This window comes from Bacteroides propionicifaciens DSM 19291 = JCM 14649 (assembly GCF_000375405.1).
GTDB classification, from domain to species: Bacteria; Bacteroidota; Bacteroidia; order Bacteroidales; family Bacteroidaceae; genus Bacteroides_E; species Bacteroides_E propionicifaciens.
In genome coordinates, this window is the sequence record NZ_AQWS01000014.1 from 16,236 (window position 1) to 34,629 (window position 18,394).

General features: G+C 38.6%; 16 protein-coding genes and 1 pseudogene. 2 read left to right on the forward strand and 15 right to left on the reverse strand.

Features of this window, described 5'->3' with window-relative positions; all coding sequences use genetic code 11:
- Window positions 1-19: 19 nt before the first annotated feature.
- The 7 genes and pseudogenes from B091_RS0105630 to B091_RS0105660 form a co-directional block, all read right to left on the reverse strand.
- Window positions 20-1,237, reverse strand: a complete 1,218-nt coding sequence (locus tag B091_RS0105630) for an ABC transporter permease (RefSeq protein WP_018109035.1) — start codon at window positions 1,235-1,237, stop codon at window positions 20-22.
- Window positions 1,221-2,405, reverse strand: coding sequence for an ABC transporter permease (locus tag B091_RS0105635; protein WP_040368852.1), 1,185 nt, complete (start codon window positions 2,403-2,405; stop codon window positions 1,221-1,223). Before B091_RS0105635 ends, B091_RS0105630 begins: the two co-directional genes overlap by 17 nt.
- A 15-nt stretch (window positions 2,406-2,420) precedes the next feature.
- A complete protein-coding gene (locus tag B091_RS0105640) occupies window positions 2,421-3,410 on the reverse strand; it encodes an HlyD family secretion protein (protein ID WP_018109037.1) in 990 nt (329 codons plus the stop codon).
- Window positions 3,411-3,440: 30 nt separating this feature from the next.
- Window positions 3,441-4,880, reverse strand: a complete 1,440-nt coding sequence (locus B091_RS0105645; RefSeq protein WP_018109038.1) for a TolC family protein — start codon at window positions 4,878-4,880, stop codon at window positions 3,441-3,443.
- A gap of 85 nt (window positions 4,881-4,965) precedes the next feature.
- Window positions 4,966-6,096 (reverse strand): annotated as a pseudogene (locus B091_RS11815) (metal-dependent hydrolase family protein); the annotation flags it as partial.
- 116 nt (window positions 6,097-6,212) lie between these two features.
- Window positions 6,213-7,553, reverse strand: a complete 1,341-nt coding sequence (locus B091_RS0105655) for an MATE family efflux transporter (protein ID WP_018109040.1) — start codon at window positions 7,551-7,553, stop codon at window positions 6,213-6,215.
- 206 nt (window positions 7,554-7,759) lie between these two features.
- Window positions 7,760-9,427, reverse strand: coding sequence for a formate--tetrahydrofolate ligase (locus B091_RS0105660; RefSeq protein WP_025069553.1), 1,668 nt, complete (start codon window positions 9,425-9,427; stop codon window positions 7,760-7,762).
- Between the two features lie 173 nt (window positions 9,428-9,600).
- Between B091_RS0105660 and B091_RS0105665 the strand changes: the two genes are divergently transcribed.
- Window positions 9,601-10,155, forward strand: a complete 555-nt coding sequence (locus B091_RS0105665; RefSeq protein ID WP_018109042.1) for a hypothetical protein — start codon at window positions 9,601-9,603, stop codon at window positions 10,153-10,155.
- A 4-nt stretch (window positions 10,156-10,159) separates the two neighbouring features.
- Here the strand turns inward: B091_RS0105665 and B091_RS0105670 are convergent, their stop codons facing one another.
- The 3 genes from B091_RS0105670 to ftsY are packed head-to-tail and all read right to left on the reverse strand — an operon-like array spanning window position 10,160 to window position 13,706.
- Window positions 10,160-11,443 (reverse strand): LysM peptidoglycan-binding domain-containing protein, encoded by a 1,284-nt coding sequence (locus B091_RS0105670; RefSeq protein ID WP_018109043.1) that lies wholly within the window; start codon window positions 11,441-11,443, stop codon window positions 10,160-10,162.
- Window positions 11,444-11,454: 11 nt separating this feature from the next.
- A complete protein-coding gene (gene rimO / locus B091_RS0105675) occupies window positions 11,455-12,753 on the reverse strand; it encodes a 30S ribosomal protein S12 methylthiotransferase RimO (protein WP_018109044.1) in 1,299 nt (432 codons plus the stop codon).
- Complete coding sequence (ftsY, locus tag B091_RS0105680) at window positions 12,750-13,706, reverse strand: signal recognition particle-docking protein FtsY (protein WP_018109045.1); 957 nt, start codon at window positions 13,704-13,706, stop codon at window positions 12,750-12,752. Before ftsY ends, rimO begins: the two co-directional genes overlap by 4 nt.
- 171 nt (window positions 13,707-13,877) lie before the next feature.
- On the opposite strand from ftsY, the gene B091_RS0105685 reads away from it, so the two are divergent.
- Complete coding sequence (locus B091_RS0105685) at window positions 13,878-14,903, forward strand: pirin family protein (RefSeq protein ID WP_018109046.1); 1,026 nt, start codon at window positions 13,878-13,880, stop codon at window positions 14,901-14,903.
- A 71-nt stretch (window positions 14,904-14,974) separates the two neighbouring features.
- Here the strand turns inward: B091_RS0105685 and B091_RS12465 are convergent, their stop codons facing one another.
- The 5 genes from B091_RS12465 to tsaD all read right to left on the reverse strand — a co-directional run bounded on the left by B091_RS12465 (window position 14,975) and on the right by tsaD (window position 18,173).
- Window positions 14,975-15,127, reverse strand: coding sequence for a DUF4295 domain-containing protein (locus B091_RS12465; protein WP_018109047.1), 153 nt, complete (start codon window positions 15,125-15,127; stop codon window positions 14,975-14,977).
- 8 nt (window positions 15,128-15,135) lie between these two features.
- Window positions 15,136-15,324 (reverse strand): 50S ribosomal protein L33, encoded by a 189-nt coding sequence (gene rpmG / locus B091_RS0105695; RefSeq protein WP_018109048.1) that lies wholly within the window; start codon window positions 15,322-15,324, stop codon window positions 15,136-15,138.
- Window positions 15,325-15,340: 16 nt separating this feature from the next.
- Window positions 15,341-15,601, reverse strand: a complete 261-nt coding sequence (rpmB, locus tag B091_RS0105700; protein ID WP_025069554.1) for a 50S ribosomal protein L28 — start codon at window positions 15,599-15,601, stop codon at window positions 15,341-15,343.
- Window positions 15,602-15,713: 112 nt separating this feature from the next.
- Entirely contained in the window at window positions 15,714-16,961 is a 1,248-nt protein-coding gene (locus tag B091_RS0105705; protein WP_018109050.1) for a CinA family nicotinamide mononucleotide deamidase-related protein, read from the reverse strand.
- Window positions 16,962-17,150: 189 nt separating this feature from the next.
- Window positions 17,151-18,173 (reverse strand): tRNA (adenosine(37)-N6)-threonylcarbamoyltransferase complex transferase subunit TsaD, encoded by a 1,023-nt coding sequence (tsaD, locus tag B091_RS0105710; RefSeq protein ID WP_018109051.1) that lies wholly within the window; start codon window positions 18,171-18,173, stop codon window positions 17,151-17,153.
- Window positions 18,174-18,394: the final 221 nt, after the last annotated feature.

Here is an 18,394-nt window from a genome sequence, read left to right on the forward strand (position 1 = left end):
AGGACGAGACAAGTTTAAGTTAAAAATTGGCTGCTTCTTTAATAGCAGCACTTTCTTTTTTTATATTATATCGATATACAAAGCACGCGGTTAAAAAGTAGACCAAACATTGGATCCACAACGTGATGTATTCTGTCTTAATATCAGCAATAGAGGCCCCCATGGAGTTGACTTTTACATAGCCAAGCACAGCAGGTGGAGCAGGAATTATATAATGGAATACTTTCCAATACCAAGGTATTAACTCGAGTGGATAAGATATTCCAGAGAGAAAAACTAACCCCACAGAGAAAAAAGCAATCATCAAAATTGGGCTTTCCGAATCAGCATATACTAGCGAACAAGTAAATCCAAAAAAGCAAGACGCCATAAAAAACGGAATAAGAAGCGTAATGATATCCATCGTATCTCCGATATTGGGAATACTAAATATCTGAGGCAAAAGCCCTATTAAAAAGTAGGCAAATATTGCATACAAAACACTATACACAAAGGTCTTACTCAATACAATAGCCATCATATTACCAAAACCCAGCCCATTCTTTTTATAATATAGAATGGTCTTCTTATAACGCTCCCCTCCACTAATCATACCAATAACCATCATTAGAGTTTGGAAAATGATAAGTATTAGCACCACAGGAATCAAATAGCTACCATACCCTTCCGTATGATTAAATAAGGCCGTCCCCACCACATTTATAGGCTGAGCCTGAGACATGGCATAGAGCGTAGGTAAGGGCAGAAACGTAATCATATCGGAACGATGTCGACCGTCAAGCTCAACCATGGCACCTGAAGTAGCTTCTTGTATTGCTGCGAAGTTTAAGAACGCACTTGTATTGACCATTGCTAAAAATACAGACTGATCTCCACGGCCTACCCTGCGTTCAAAGTCTCTAGGTATATAAACAATACCTACTACCTCTCTTGTTTTCATCAACTCTTTGGCCTCAAGAATATTATTGGCATGGCTGTAAACTTCTACCTGAGATGAAGCACTCAAAAGCCTTACATATTCTCGGCTAAGCGACGATTGTGAGAGATCAGCAACAACTACTGGAGCCTTACGAATCAGGTTAGGCTGGTACATATAGTTGTATAACAAACCATATACAAACACACCACCAATCATAACTAGCAGAATCGAATAACTCGTACCAATCGTTTTAAACTCACGGGCGATATAGTCGGCTATGATCTTTAGATAATTATTTCTATTATTCAATGTCTTCATACTTTCGACTTAAGATTGCACGCTTTAAATGAGGTAAAATAAGTAGTGCAGGGATTAAAAAAACAATTAGTATTACTGTATCTTCCCATACATAGGGGAAGCCATAATCACCATATAATATATTTTGAATAACATTAACAAAATGCCTAATCGGAAATAAATGAGATAAGTAATCAATTGAAGGGTGCATGTATGGCATAGGGAAGGTTACTCCTCCAAGCGTTGCACCAAGTGAACCCATCATCGAAAGAATACTAATCATTATACTCAAGGCAGGAAATAAAGAGAATACAAAAACGGCCAAAGCCTGACTAGCGATAACAAATAGAATCGTAGCCGTGTTAATAGACAAAAATCCTGTATTCATCGGTATATGCAGCAAGTCAAAGATTACAAAGTTCCCAAATATCCCCATAATAATATAGATGATAGTGTAGGGTAAAAGCTTAGCAGCAACTGCTATAAATATATTCCCATTAGCTGCGTCTAGCCAACTCTGCCAAGTCTTAAATTTGATTTCACTACCTATTACATAAGATGTAGTCAGCAAGATTAACACCTGAAATAAGACAAAGAAAAAGGGATTCGTCAGATAGGTAGAGTAATCAAGCGAAGCATTAAAAAGTGGATGAGCTTCAAAGTTGACAGGCAATAAAAAACTTTCAATCTCACTGGTTTCTGTCCCAAATACTGAACCATAGGCCACAACAGGAGCTAAAGCTATCTCGGCAAATACTGTCTCCAAAGCTGCCTCAACCTCGATACCGACACTTAAGAGGGCATAATGAATATAATATGGAATACTTGCATTTCGACCTCCAATCAGATCAGACTCAAAATTATTTGGTATTACAACATAGGCATAAATCTCTCGCTTTAGAACAGCCTCACGAGCAGCTTTAGCATCAGAAAAAAGTTCTTGCACATCACAGGTCGAGACAGTCCCCAATGTTCGGGTAATCTCTCTGGAGGTAGCAGTCTGATCTAAATCGACAATACCGATAGGAATGTTTTCCATACCACCAGTACCAAAGATTGTACTCATAAACACTATACAAAACAAAGGCAATACGATGCACACCCCGAAATAGAGTCTTCGGGATACCATGCGTGTAAGCTCTCGCTTTAGCGTAGCATAAAAAGCCGTATGTTTGATAGATTTATTCATATTAATATCTACTTCTTATTTTGATAAATCAACCAAAACTGACATTCCTGGACGAAGTTCAGGCATTGGATTAATAGGCTTAGCCTTGATTTCAAAAGTTCTCATATCGTAAGAACCAACTTGCTTGGTCGACTTCCAAGTAGCATAACTACCCAATGGGCTTACATAATAAATTTCAAAAACAATATCTTTTAGAGCTAGCGCAGGGACATCTCCCTTAAATTGCCCACCCATCTTAAAATGAGGCATTAGGTCTTCTCGGATGTTTAATACAGCATGCGAGTCTTCTAAAACCACTAAAGACATTATTGGAGTACCTGGACCAACCAGCTCACCTCTCTTGGGGTAAATAACAGAAATTTGACCGGATTCGGTAGCTACTAGTTTAGTATCTTCAAGTAAGAACGCCATTTCGTCTATAGTGCTTTTGGCTGCAGAAACCATAGATTTTGAACTTTCACGATCTTGTTTTCGAGCACCGTCAACAGCCATTTGATACTCTTGGTATGCAGCTCTTTCTGCAGCTTGCGCAGCACGATAAATAGCCTCTACCTCATCCTTACGCTGAGCAGGTACAACGCTATCTTTGTATAACGTATTTATTCTATCGTAGGTCACTTTTGCTAAGTCTAAATCAGACTTAGTTTTATTCCATAATTGATTAACTGTTGCAATTATTTGTTTACGAGTACCCTCTTGTACTTTTTGATTTTCATAAACCGCTACATCGCTCAGTGCATTGATCTGAGCAAACTTCGCCCAAAGTTCGGGGCTATTTATAACAACTAAAGTATCACCTTTAAGAACGTTTTGCCCCTCCTCCACAAGGAACTTATCAATACGTCCTGGTATCTTTCCTGAAATCCTAACTTCTGTAGATTCAATCTGTCCCTGCAAAATTTCGGGTTTATTGCCTAGAGCTAGGATGCCTATAGTCGATACGATAACGACTACAACCAGCACCACAAGAAATGCCACGGCTAGAGATTTTTTACTATTGCTCATATCTTAATATTATCTGCGTTAGAGTATGTTTTATAAATTAGTTTCACCTTTTCCTGACAGACGGTAATCTTGAAAAGCTTCAGGAATACCACAGACTGCCAATAAATTAATTAGTCCAGAATCAAATTCAAAGTAAGCTAGAAGTGCTGCAATTCGAACTTTAGACAAAATCAACTCAGCATCGATGACCTCGAGCGAAGTTGCCATACCTTCAGAGAAAGCTCTCTGGCGTGTTCTTACAAGCTCTTGACTCATTTCAATTGTAGTGTGAAGAGCAGTAACATTATCGAGTGCAACTTGAGTTTGATTATAAAACTTATCAACTGCTAAGCCCAAGTCTTCAACTAGCTTATCCTTCTGAATATCCAGGATATAACGATTTATTTTTGCTTGACTAATCTTTTTTTCACGATCAAGACCATCAAATAAATTCCAAGCAAATCCCACTCCTACCATTGTACGTGGCAACAGATTTTTGGGAACTCCATCACTATAGAGTGTCTGCTTGCCAAAAACCTCAATATTGGGTAGATAACCCGATCTTGCGATTTGAAGCTCTTTGTTTTGGATAGCATGCTGAATTCGGATTCCATTAACTAAATAGTTATGGTTATTAATCAGGTTCTTGAAGTAGTCAATAGCGGGTAAACTCTCGTTTATAAAAAGTGTTGATATGGGTCGAACACTTTCTGAGGGTTCCATTTTAACCAGAGTTTTAAAAGCACTTTGCGCAACGGATAAATCCTTTACTGCAGCCTGTAACTCTCGCTTAGCCTCGTCTCTATTAACTTGGAAATAAAGTCTTTCAGCCTTATTTATAAGACCATTAGCCTCTAGCTTTAAAGCATCTTGATAGTGTCGCTCCATAGCATAGTAAGTCTCCTGACGTACAGCAACAATTTCCTGCCCTAGTCTCAAACTATAATAAGTTTCGACCAATAAAACTTGTTGATCTGCACCAACTCGCTCTTTATTCGTCTGAGCCATATCAATCATAAGCTTACCTATCTTACTAGCGTAGATACGCTTACCTCCCGTAAATATCGGTAATGTTGCAACCGCATCTATACTCGTAGTATTTCTTGGAATCAATGGAACACTAAATGAAGCCTTACCAATACGATCAAGAACAGAGGTTATGATCTTCTCTCCTGGATCTAATGCATGAATATGCTCAACCGCAGGATCGGTAAACTGGGATAATGACTCTTTAACTTCTATTTTATTGGAAGTATGCATATAAGCACCTGCAGCAGAAATCTGTGGGTACCAAAACGCATTGAGTCGTTGACGCTCGGTTTTAGCCCACTTAAGCTGTTCGCTGGCTATTTTCAAACTGTTATTATCATTGTGCATGAGTTGCATTGCTTGCTGCAAACTAAGTCTGACCTCACTCTTTTGAGCAAACGAATTACTCGAATTTAAAAGAGCCACTAAGGCCATACCAAACACAACTATTCTCTTAAACATATTCTATACTATTATGTATACTAAACTTTTAAAACTCACAGGAAATAGAGGAAACCAAATTACCTCCTCAAGACTAAAACCTGAGTTATAGCGTATTTTTATATATTATACCATCTTTCATTATCACAGCAAAACTATTTTCTGGATCCTGTAAGAGTTCCAAGTTTTCCATAGGATTGCCATTAACCAGTAATAAATCGGCATAAGCTCCAGCCTCAATTACACCTAGTTTCTTTGGATAAGGATTTCTCAAACCCGAAAGAGCTACAATTTGTGCATTATCGTGAGTAACCATCTTCAAAATTTCGAAGTTAGTAAACCATTTCTGAAGCTTTATAATTCCGTGATTTTGGTTTTTAGTATTGGCTGGGTTAAATAATAGGTCAGTTCCCCAAGCTAGATTTACATTGTATTTTTTCGCCAAGTTATATGCTCTATCTGTACCGTTACAAATTTCGATATGTTTGGCTTGCTGAATCGGTGAAGGATAGGTATTGTCTTCAACCGTAAAAGGTTGTAAACATAACCAAGTACCACTATCAGCAAGTAGTTTCATAGTTTCTTCGTCAATAAGATGACCATGCTCAATACTCTTTACACCAGCTTTAACAGCGCGAGTAATACCCTTAGGGTTATAAACATGCACCATTACGTAAGTTCCCCAATCTTCTGCAGCACGAACTGCTGCTTGAATCTCTTCTTCAAAAAACTCTGTAACATCCAACGGATCATACAAAGAAGCTGCACCACCCCCTACAAGAAGTTTAATTTGTGATGAACCTTGTCTTAAATTCTCACGGGTTACCATCATCACAGCATCAACACCATCAACAATGCGTGAGGCACCAATTTCTTCTGTAAAAGCAAGTGCTCCACAACCACAACCTGTTTGTGCATGATCGTGAACAGTTCTAAAGTCACCATGCCCCGCAGTTTGAGAAATCATAGCACCACTAGGGTAAATTCTAGGACCATTGATTACGTGAGCATCAATAGCTTCTTTTAATCCATAAACAGGCCCACCAGCATCACGAAGTGTGGTGAAACCACGCATCAGCGTGTTGTTAGCTTCTCTTCCAGCTACATGGTGGGTAAACGAAATATCAGTAGCTAGAATATTCATAAGCGTATTACACGACATATAAGCATGCCAATGTGCATCTATTAAACCTGGCATTAACCATTTACCCGTACCATCAATAACTTGTGTTGAAGGGTTAGAAGCAGTAGAACATGATTAATTAAAATAAAGGCATAAAAAAATCAGTGCATAATACTTTCCTAAGAAAACTATTATACACTGATAAGTTAAATTAATGACTAATTTTACTGCTAATTGCTAGGCAGTCGCTTCATACGGTAGTAGATTATCCCTACAATATCCGCGACAAACCAACCTATTGGAATAGACCACCAAATGCCAACAACCCCTATCGAAGGTATAGATGCTAACCAATAAGACAACGCCACGCGCACCCCAAGAGACAACACAGTCAAGACCACAGACATACCTGGGTTACGTATAGCACGATAATAACCATAAAGCAAGAACAAGACACCTATACCAATATAGAATGCTCCTTCAATACGCAGATATTCTATCCCTATTGCCAAAATTTCAGTCTCCTCAGGACGCACAAAAATCAGCATTAAAGATTCTGCAAAATAAAACACCAGTACTGACACAACAAGTGAAAAAACAACAGTAGTAATTACAGCAATTTTAACCCCTCTTTTTATCCGATCAAACTTTTCAGCCCCGAAATTCTGAGCTATGAATGTAGAGAATGCGTTACCAAATTCTTGAACTGGCATATAAGCAAAAGCATCAATTTTAATAGCTGCAGCAAAAGCTGCCATCACAGCCGTACCAAAACTATTAACCAATCCTTGGATCATTAAAATTCCAAAATTCATGACAGATTGTTGAACGCAAGTTAGAGAAGAATACGAAGTAATCTCTTTTAGGGTAACCCAATCAAAGCACAAATCGGCCTTAGTCAGACGAAGTTCGGGACGCTTCAAGTAAGTAAAGATGAGCAAACCTACTGCAGAAATACCCTGAGCTATAACAGTTGCCCATGCAGCACCCTCAATGCCCCAACCTAGTGATAAGATAAAGTAAAGGTCAAGTATAATATTGATTACTACTGACACAGCTAAAAACCAAAGAGGAGAGACTGAGTCACCTACAGCACGAAGAAGAGCTGCATAAAAATTATAGATGAAGGTAAAAACTATTCCATAAAATATGATCCACAGATAGCTACGCATCATATCGTATATATCTGCAGGAATCTGCAAAAGCCTCAGAATGGGGTCAATCCAAGTAAAAACAGCCAGATTAAGAATTAATGTTACTCCTCCTATCAATACCAAAGAAACAAAAATACTACGCCTAAGAGCAGGTAAATTGCCCTCTCCAAATAATAAAGAGAAGACGGTGCCACTACCCAAAGATAAGCCCAACAAAATGGAGATAAGAAAAATCATCAATGTATAAGCCGATCCCACTGCTGCTAATGCGCCCGATCCAATGTATTGACCTACAATTAATGTATCTGCAATATTATAACATTGTTGCAGGAATGAACCCAGCATCATGGGGAGCGTAAAATAAAGTAGGGTTTTCGTTATACCGCCACGCGTTAGATCACCTTTAAGATTTGCCATGTAATTTATGTTTTGCTGATTTTACTACTGCGATTTGTAAAGATATTAAAAGCTACAGAGTTAAAAAAAATATAGCAGTAGTAGAATGATTTATGAACGGGCTAAAATTAAGAAAGATCCTAGTCGTACAGATGTACAACTAGGATCTTTTGGACGAATAGGTCGTTTAGGTCAAGCGACCTAGACCTATATATTTATCATAAGGTTTAGCTTAAACCTTCAATATTTCCATCAACTATGTCAATTCGAAGTGCCTGAGGAGATTTTGGTAATCCTGGCATACGCATCATGCTACCAGCAACAGCAACCAACATTTCGGCACCATTATTAATTACTAAATCACTAATTTCAAACTCAAAGCCATCGGCTGCACCATAGGCAGTAGGATCAGCAGAGAATGAGTATTGTGTTTTAGCAATACAAACAGGGTAATGCGAAACACCAAGCTCGTTTATCAGCTTAATCATCTTTTTAGCTTTGCCCGTAAATTGAACCGATTTCGCTCCATAAAGATTCTTTGCTAGTTTTTCAACTTTTGTCTCAACACTATCATTTTCTTCGTATGCAAATTGAAGGGGTTTGGAAGGGTTATTGGCAATTGTATCTACTACTAACTGAGCAAGTTCAACTGCACCTTCACCTCCTAGGGCAAAAGCATTATTAATAGCAAAACCAATGCCTTTAGCCTCACAGTGTGCTTTGATTACAGCAACTTCTTCATCCGTATCACTAGCAAATCGATTAAATGCCACCACTACGGTTTGACCAAAGGACTGTAGATTACGAATATGCTTATCGATATTAGCAAAACCTTTTTTAAGACCTTCAATACTTGGCTCTTTAATCTTATCGAGTGCAATACCGCCGTGCATCTTCAAACCTTGAGCAGTAGCAACAATTACAGTTAACTTTGGCTCTAGACCTGCCTTACGACATTTTATGTCATAAAACTTTTCAGCACCTAGATCAGCACCAAAGCCAGCCTCAGTAATAGTGTAATCACCAAAAGTCATCGCCATCTTTGTAGCAAGGATTGAGTTACAACCGTGAGCAATATTAGCAAAAGGACCTCCGTGAATAAGTGCAGGTGTATGCTCTGTTGTCTGAACTAAGTTAGGGAATAGAGCTTCACGCAATAAAACTGTTATCGCACCAGCAACACCCAAATCTTTAACCGTGAAAGGTTTATTATCGTAGGTGAAACCAAGCAATATATTTTCGATACGGCGACGTAAATCTTCTTCGTCTGTTGCTAAGCAGAGGATCGCCATTATCTCTGAAGCAGCCGTAATGTCAAAACCAGCCTCTTGAGTAATACCATTAGTTTTAGCACCAAGTCCAACCACAATATTACGTAGTGAGCGGTCGTTCACGTCTAACACTCTACGCCATAGATTTTCTTTAAGTCCGAAGCCAGAGTCTTGATTTTGGTACAAATAATTATCAAGTAGAGCCGATATCATATTATGAGCAGAAGTTATAGCGTGGAAATCACCCGTGAAATGAAGATTAATCTTCTCCATAGGTAAAACCTGAGCATAACCACCACCAGCAGCTCCACCTTTCATTCCAAAGCAAGGGCCAAGTGATGGCTCTCTAAGCGCAACAAAAGCTTTCTTGCCAAGTTTCTCAAGGCCTAGAGCCAAACCAATTGACACCGTAGTTTTACCAATTCCAGTCTTAGTAGCTGTAATGGCAGTAACGAGAATCAAGTTATTTTGTTTTACTTTTTTATCATCAATTAAATTGATGGGGAGTTTGGCGATATAATGCCCATAGTTTTCGATCTGATCTTCAGGAATTCCAGCATTTTTAGCAACTTGCTTAATGTCCTGAAGAGTAATGCTACGCGCAATTTCAATATCCGTTTTCATCATGAGGAGTATATTAAAAGGTTGTATAATACTAAAGTTCAAATTTACGAATAAAAACAGAACTTAACGTGCAGTTGCTGATTTTTGTTAAATCGGTATCCTTTTTAGGCAAACAGTTGACAGCAAGCGCAAACTTAAGTATATTTGCTTATAGACTGATAACTTGTTTGGTTATGAAAAAGTTCACTTTTATACTCATCATTATATTTTCGACACTCGGTACGGCCAAAGCTCAGCAAGAGGAGCAGAGCATTCAGATCGAGACAGAAAGAGAGCAAATGGCAACTTATAAGGAATATGGCGGATTTATATTAGATCTGACCGAAGCCCTAGCCTCCCCTGCCGTGTTTCCTGAATTTAAACTCTTAAACAAGTCAACCGACCCTTACATCAATTGGCTAGAACGACTCAATTTCGATTTTAGTAAAGTGATCTACGGCAAAGCTGATGCCAGTAACTTCGGGTTTAATAACTCCTGGAGATATCACGGTACATCCATGTACTCAGGTGTTGATGCGCCACTTAATACAGCCAGCTTCAGACTTAATGATAATTGGAGAATCAACACACAAGGAGATTATGATGCAGATGGCTACAAGCGTAGGATTCCTTCGGCACTGCCTTGGGAGAAGAACGATTTTAGAGGAGCTTTTGAACTCAAATCATCCAAAGGATTTAGCTTTCGAGTCGAAGTACAGCGCAAATCCAACCCCTACGGTATGTGGTAAATCACTAATTAGGTATACGAAGTGTAGTACCAATTGGAATATGGTTGGGATCTGTTATAATGTCAGAATTCGCCTGAACTATTACGGTCCATTTTTCTTTATCGTTATAATATAAAAGAGCAAGCGAACGAAGTGTCTCACCTGATTTTAGCGTATGATTCTTAAAATCAGCCACAGCAGGCTCTAAAGAGTTCGAAGGCAAAATTGAGTCTTTAGCAACAACTAAAGAGTCTGATATAACGGAGTTTGCAGAGTCAGTTGGCAAATCTGACTCTGTGTTAATTTGTTGCAGATACTCTTCCTCTAATTCAGCGAATGTTTTCTCATTCGAAGTCACTAAATCAACCTGTTCACTCTCCTTTGGCTCAACGACAACAACTTCATTATTAGTAGAAGGTGCGTGATAAAAAAATGCTAAAATCAGAAATACAATAATAATAATCGATAGCAATGCGGTTGTCCATTTCAAGAGCCTAACTAATTTATTTTTATCTGTAAGCTGCTTTTCGATTAGAAGAATTCGTTTATCATAGTCTTCTAATTTAAGTTGAATCTTTTCAAAAGAATTAGAACCTTCCAAAGAAACAGGCTCAGACGAGTTTTCCAATTTTTGAATTTGGCTAACAACAACCTCTTCTTCTTTAGGCTGAACAGGCTCTTCCACCACTTTCGAATTATCAGGTAGTTCAAGTTTCGCCTCTTCTTTAGGCTCATTTATAGATGGCGCAGAAGAAGAATTATCGGCAGATTTGAGATCTCTTTCGGAACAACTAAGCTCAACAGGTTTAAAATGAGAAAAAGGCTTATTGATTAACTCCTCAAACGAATCGGAGAAAATAAAATTAATTTCTCCTCCGAGTTCACCCTCAAAACTACCAAAACCTGGAATGAAACACTTCTTTTCTTTGAGCAAAGCCGACTTAACTACAGACTTGATTTGAGCTATAAATAAAGTCACGCCCTCAGGCTCCCACTCGTGTCGTTCATTAAATAAGTCGTAAAGAGGACTAGCCAGCGGATCCTCATCAGTTGATAGCACACCCAAGATAGCCGAGGAACAGAAAGAAGCTCGAAGTCGAGGAGGAATCAACAATTTGCAGCCGTCTTCTTCTTTAATATATTCAAGCTCTTTGGTAACTTCAAAAACACCAAAAGGATCGAAGCTAGCTCTACCACTAGCTTGTAATTCGGCAGAAAAGCCTAAAACAAAGGTTTCAACATAAATTGAAACCTCTGCTAAATTAATATTTTGCTTTAAAGCAAGTTGTTTTATGAATGGAATCTCCACAATATCTTTGTTTAAATAATAGTAGCGTATAAATCAAAATCGTCTGCATCAATAATCTTTGCAGTATAGAAGTCACCTACTACTAGATTTATATTTTCTTCATTCTTAATCAATACCTCAGGATCTACTTCTGGAGAGTCAAATTGAGTTCTACCAATATAATATTCTCCTTCAAGGCGATCAATAATAACGCGTTGGATTGTTCCTACTTTTGCATGTGCTACTTCAGCAGATACAGATTGTTGTAGGTCCATCAACTCATCAAGACGAGCATGTTTGAGTTCGAGAGGAACTAAATCTTCGTAATTCTGAGCAGCATAAGTGCCTTCCTCCTCAGAGTAAGCAAAAGCTCCCATACGTTCGAATTTAGCTGTCTTTACAAACTCTTTTAACTCTTCGAAGTCAGCCTCAGTCTCACCTGCATGACCCACCATCAAAGTAGTACGAATGTGGATGCCCGGAACCTCAGCTCGCATACGACGAATCAGCTCTAAGGTTTCGGCCTTAGACACATTACGACGCATCAAAGTTAGCATAGAGTCCGATATATGTTGAAGTGCTATATCCATGTATTTACACACATTATCATTTTCACGCATTACACGCAAAAGGTCAAATGGGAAATGGGCTGGATAAGCATAGTGCAAACGAATCCACTCTACACCAGGAATAGCAGCCATACGCTCAATAAGCTCAGGCAGACGTTGTTGTTTATACAAATCGACACCATAGTAGGTCAACTCTTGAGCTATCACTTGGAACTCTTTTACACCCTGACTAACCAGTAGCTCAACCTCTTCTAAGATTTCTTCGATAGGGCGAGAAACATGTTTTCCTGTAATAATAGGAATTGCACAATACGAACAGGTACGATCACAACCTTCTGATATCTTAAGGTATGCATAATGATCGGGGGTAGTTAAGCTACGTTCCAAGTGCAATTTGGGATCGTAGTTTTGACCTAAGTCGGCCATTAAAGTTTTCCAATCAAACTTACCGTAAAACTTATCGACTTGTGGTATTTCAAGAGCCAGTTCTTTGAGGTAACGCTCAGATAAGCAACCCATAACGTATAATTTCTCTAAATCACCCTCTTCCTTAGCTTGCGCAAACTCAAGAATCATATTAATTGACTCCTCTTTTGCATCACCAATAAAACCGCAAGTATTAATTACTGCAATTTCACCTTTCGGGCTCTCTGAATCGTGGGTTACGCTGTATCCTGCAGCCTCAAGCTGACGTTTTAGTTGTTCTGAATCGACAAGATTCTTAGAACATCCTAATGTAATAATGTCTATTGTTTTTCTCATTCTTTGCTTCCAAATAGCGAATCTACAAACTCTTTTTTATCAAAGACCTGTAGGTCTTCAATACCTTCTCCTAAACCTATATATTTAACTGGGATCTGAAATTGATCGGATATACCGATCACTACCCCACCTTTTGCTGTTCCATCGAGTTTTGTTATAGCCAGTGCATTGACCTCAGTAGCAAGCGTAAATTGTTTAGCCTGCTCAAAAGCATTTTGACCCGTAGAGCCATCCAAAACAAGTAATACTTCGTGAGGAGCATCGGGTAATACTTTCTTCATCACATTCTTGATCTTCGACAACTCATTCATTAAGTTGACTTTATTGTGAAGACGACCTGCTGTATCAATAATAACAACATCGGCATTATTTGCCACAGCTGAGCTTAATGTATCAAAAGCAACAGAAGCTGGGTCAGCACCCATTTTTTGTTTTATGACAGGAACACCTACGCGCTGTCCCCAAATCTCAAGTTGCTCAACGGCAGCAGCACGGAATGTATCTGCGGCACCTAGGTAAACAGATTTACCTGCAGCTTTATATTGATTTGCAATTTTGCCTATTGTCGTAGTTTTACCCACACCATTAACCCCCACTACCATAATCACATAGGGGCGAGCTTTCTCCTCTAACTCAAAACCAGCACTAGAAGCTGTGTTTTCAAGAAGCAGACTTGAAATCTCATCACGAAGAATGGTATTTAACTCTTTTGTGTTAACGTATTTATCCTTAGCTGCACGCGATTCAATACGCTCTATAATTTTCAGAGTAGTATCAACTCCAACATCAGAAGTAATTAATATTTCTTCTAAATCATCGAGAACGATATCATCGACTTTCGATTTTCCAGCAACAACACGAGCTATTTTGCTAAAAACACTCTCTTTTGTTTTCTCTAGACCTTTATCTAAAGTCTCCTTCTTTTCTCTGGAGAAAAAATTAAAAAATCCCATATTTCGCGAATTAGTTTAGTACATACCTCTTTTGAGTATACAAAGATAATAATTAAATAGGATTTGACTGACATTTATACGCCTTGAATAAGCAACCATCATACTACTTATAGCAACTAAATATCCATTTATATTGTTATTTAAACAAGTATACTTTAAAACTAATAAAAGATGAAGATTATCAGAATTGAACCCATGAGTTTCCGTTTAGATGTTTTAAATCCTTATATTATTTGCTTCCATCATAACGACTTGTTTCCTAAAGGAAAGCCTGACATGAGCCCCATAGAATACCTGCCGAGCAGAAACCTTAATGGAGATTTTGACTTAGAGGCAGATTGGCGTATGTATTATGGCGATAAAATACCAGGATTTCCTGTTCACCCACACCGAGGCTTCGAAACAATAACAGTAGTAACCAGCGGTTATGCCGACCACTTCGATTCAAAAGGCTCTAAAGGAAGATATGGACAAGGTGATGTGCAATGGATGACAGCAGGCAAAGGTATCCAGCACTCTGAGATGTTTCCGCTAATCCATGAAGACAAGGAAAATCATCTCGAACTATTTCAAATTTGGCTCAATCTGCCACGAAAGAGCAAGATGGTTGAACCAAGCTACAAAATGCTTTGGAGCGAAGACATCCCCTTGGTGGAAATAAACAACGGACACGGTAAGGCTCTAGTCAAGATCTTAGCTGGCGAGTTTGACGGAGTTATCTCACTCGATCCTACCCCACACTCTTGGGCGCACGATCGCAAGAATAATGTAAGAATCTTACTTATCGAATTAGAGCAGTCTGCCTCATTAACTCTAAATGCTGTATCGTCAACCATCAGCCGAATGCTATACGCTTATTCTAAAAATGGTGCAAAAGTAGATATCGAAGGGACAATACTCAAAGAGGGTCACTATGCTCAACTCAAAGGAGACGAAGATATTGAAATCAAAAACACGAGTGGCAGACCTATCCAGCTACTTTTGCTCGAAGGCGAGCCAATTAATGAACCCATATCGGCTCACGGACCTTACGTGATGAACAGTAGAGAGGAAATTATCCAAGCCTTTAAAGACTATGAAGAAACCCAGTTTGGAGGATGGCCATGGGAACAAACCGACCCTGTAAACTCAAAAGAGGATAAACGCTTTGCCAGTTACGATCACGGCAACGAAATTCAATACCCAGAAAAGCAATAGCATCAACTAAATAAAAGCGTCCATACTTCAATGTGAAATATGGACGCTTTTTAAGTATCTAATATAATTCCTTATTTTTTAAAGAAATCATTAAGTTGATCTTTGTGAAGAATCTTTTCATCAAACATGTAAGCTCCAGTTTTAGGAGACTTAACCATTTTGATAGCTTTTATATATGCGCGGTCTTGACCTTCATGTGTACGCGCAACAGGTTTCTTTGCCATGAGTTATATTATTTAATTTCTTTATGTACTGTTACTTTCTTCAAGATAGGGTTGTATTTTTTCAACTCTACTCTTTCAGTTGTATTTTTTCTGTTCTTTGTAGTGATGTAGCGAGAGGTACCTGGCATTCCACTATCTTTGTGCTCTGTGCATTCTAGGATAACTTGCACTCTATTACCTTTTGATTTTTTTCCCATTACTCAGTTCTCCTGTTTATCCGATTACTTTAATATCATTCCAGTTGCAAAAGCCTTTTTCTACAGCTTGACGTAGAGCAGCTTCTAATCCAACCTTATTAACTGTACGTAAACCAGCAGCACTAATGCTTAAGCTGATCCAACAATCTTGCTCTACATAGTAGAACTTTTTGCTAAACAAGTTCACGTCAAAAGTTCTCTTAGTTCTTCTTTTTGAGTGTGAGACGTTGTTGCCAACCATGGCTTTCTTTCCGGTAATTTGACAAATCTTCGACATTTCTATCTTATTTTTAATTTTTTCTCTCTACTTATTTCAAACAGAGTGCAAAGAAAGTACTTTTCTTGTTATAAAACAAGGCTTTTTTAAAATAATTCACTGGTGCATAAGACTATTTACATTCTTGGAGTAGTTCCAAAAGCATAAATAAACCTTTGTTACAAGCCCTCTCAATGTTCATTTCTCTGCCACTATCTCGGCACAACATTGAAGTTCTTGTTACTAATCCGCATTTGACTGCTATCCAAACTGTTCCGACTGGTTTATTAGGGACTGCACCTGTAGGTCCGGCTATACCTGTTGTAGCAATACCACAATCGGTACCCATAACCTTGCAAATCCCATCTACCATAGCCAAAGCAGTCTCCTGACTTACAGCACCATGATTATTAAGTATTTCCTTATCTACGCCTAATTGCGCAATCTTCACACTATTTTGATAAGCTACGATAGAACCGTTAAAGTAGTCCGAGCATCCGGGTATTGAGGCAATTTTTGCTGCCATTCTACCTCCAGTACAACTTTCGGCTGTAGCAACTGTAAATTTAAGTCTTTTTAGCCAATATCCAAGTTGTTCTTCCAAAGAACCTTCACTTTCTAGTGAAATATCCGATTTTAAGAGTTTTAAAAGCTTCTTTTCTTCCAAAGAAACTTGAGTTTGTAATTTCGTTGACTCTTCACCTTGTGCTGTAATACGCAAGCGAACCATTCCGGGCTTAGGCAAATAAGCCAGGCTTATGCCTTGAGGCAATGCTGACTCCCAGTCTTCGAGCGTTTCCGCAAGCAATGATTCGGGATAGTTCTTAACCAAATAAGTTCTATGGATTATGGTATCGGTTTCAAACTGTTTTTGCAATCGGGGCAATACATCATATTGCATTGCAGCCTTCATTTCGTCGGGTACCCCAGGAAGCGAAACAAGCACTTTTTGATTCACATCAAACCAAGTGATCGGTGCACTACCTACCCTGTTCTGGATAACCTTACACCCCTTGGGCACGTAGGCTTGAGTCTCGTTTAATTTACTCAACATCACACGCTCAGAAAGACCTCGTCTCATATTCTCGTAGACCGAGTGGTCATAAATCAATTCGGTCTTAAAATAAGAACAAAGGGTTAGCTTTGTTATATCATCTTTAGTTGGTCCTAAACCTCCAGTGAGCAACACTATGTCAGCTCGAGAAAGAGCCGAATCGATGGCTTGAGTAATCTCCGAGGCTTGATCACTCACTGAGACAATTCGCCCCACATTAATCCCCAGTTTACTGAGCTGCTGACCCATCCAAGCGGAATTGGTATCAATAACCTGTCCGATAAGGAGTTCATCACCAATCGTAATTATTTCTGCTACTACTCTCATACTTCTTAACGTTTAATCTTAACCCAAAGATAAGAAGCTCTCTTGTAAATAGCCTCAACTTGACTACAAAAAACGAGCTACTCGTTTTAGTGCTCTTAGTAAGTCCCAAGCATCAAACGAGCTACTCGCACCAGTTAAGCAACCTAGCAGAAACTCTTTGAAGGTTAAATATAAAACATTTTGACTAGTCTATTTCAAAGAAACTCGAGAATAGGCTGGCATATCAATGGTAGCAAAATCATTGTCTTGGTATTTCAAATACCCCGACATAGCAATCATCGCTGCATTATCTGTAGTGTAAGCAAACTTAGGAATGAAGACATTCCAACCAAAGCGTTTAGCATGATCTAAAAAAGCATTACGCAATCCTGTATTGGCCGAAACTCCTCCTGCGACAGCAACATCTTTAATACCGTATGCTTTTGCGGCTTTCTTGAGTTTATCCATCAAAATATCAACGACTGTTTTTTCGAGTGAGGCAGCCAAATCGTTAATATTATTCTCGATAAAGTTCAGATCTTCTTTAATCCAGTCTTTAAGAGAATAGAGAAAAGAGGTTTTTAGCCCACTAAAGCTATAATCATACCCCTGAATATGAGGTTTATTAAACTTAAAAGCTTCGGGATTGCCTTGACGGGCCAATTTATCGATTATCGGGCCTCCAGGATAACCCAAACCCATAACTTTTGAACATTTATCTATAGCTTCACCGGCAGCATCGTCAATAGTCTGCCCAATGATTTCCATCTGACTATGCGACTTGACCAATATAATTTGAGAGTTACCTCCTGAAACGAGTAAACACAAAAAAGGCAGACTAGGGTGCTTATTTTCATCACCTTCAGCCTTAATAAAATGTGCCAAAACATGACCTACCAAGTGGTTTACATCAATCATAGGAACACCAAGCGAACGAGCAAACCCCTTAGCAAAAGAGACACCCACAAGCAAGGAACCCATTAGTCCAGGACCACGGGTAAAAGCTACGGCGCTTAATTCTTCTTTGGACACTCCTGCTCTTTTTAGAGCTTCGTGAACCACAGGAACTATGTTTTGTTGATGAGCTCTAGAAGCCAATTCGGGTACTACTCCACCATACGATTCGTGAACAGCTTGATTGGCTACAACATTGGATAATAAAAAGCCATCTTTGATTACGGCTGCGGAAGTATCATCACAAGAAGATTCGATACCTAATATAATTGTACTCATAATATCTAAACTATCTTATATCTTGCACAAAAGTAAGCATAAAAGTAGTATTCGTAATATTAAATTTTATATTTTTGTTCTGAATACTTTAAACCTTCTGTTTTATCAAAACCCTAAAAAATCTTGTTCGTTGGATATTAGGAGGAATACTCTTAATCTATATACTGCTGATTGGGCTACTCAATATCCCTGTAGTTCAAAATCAGCTCACTGAAGTTGTG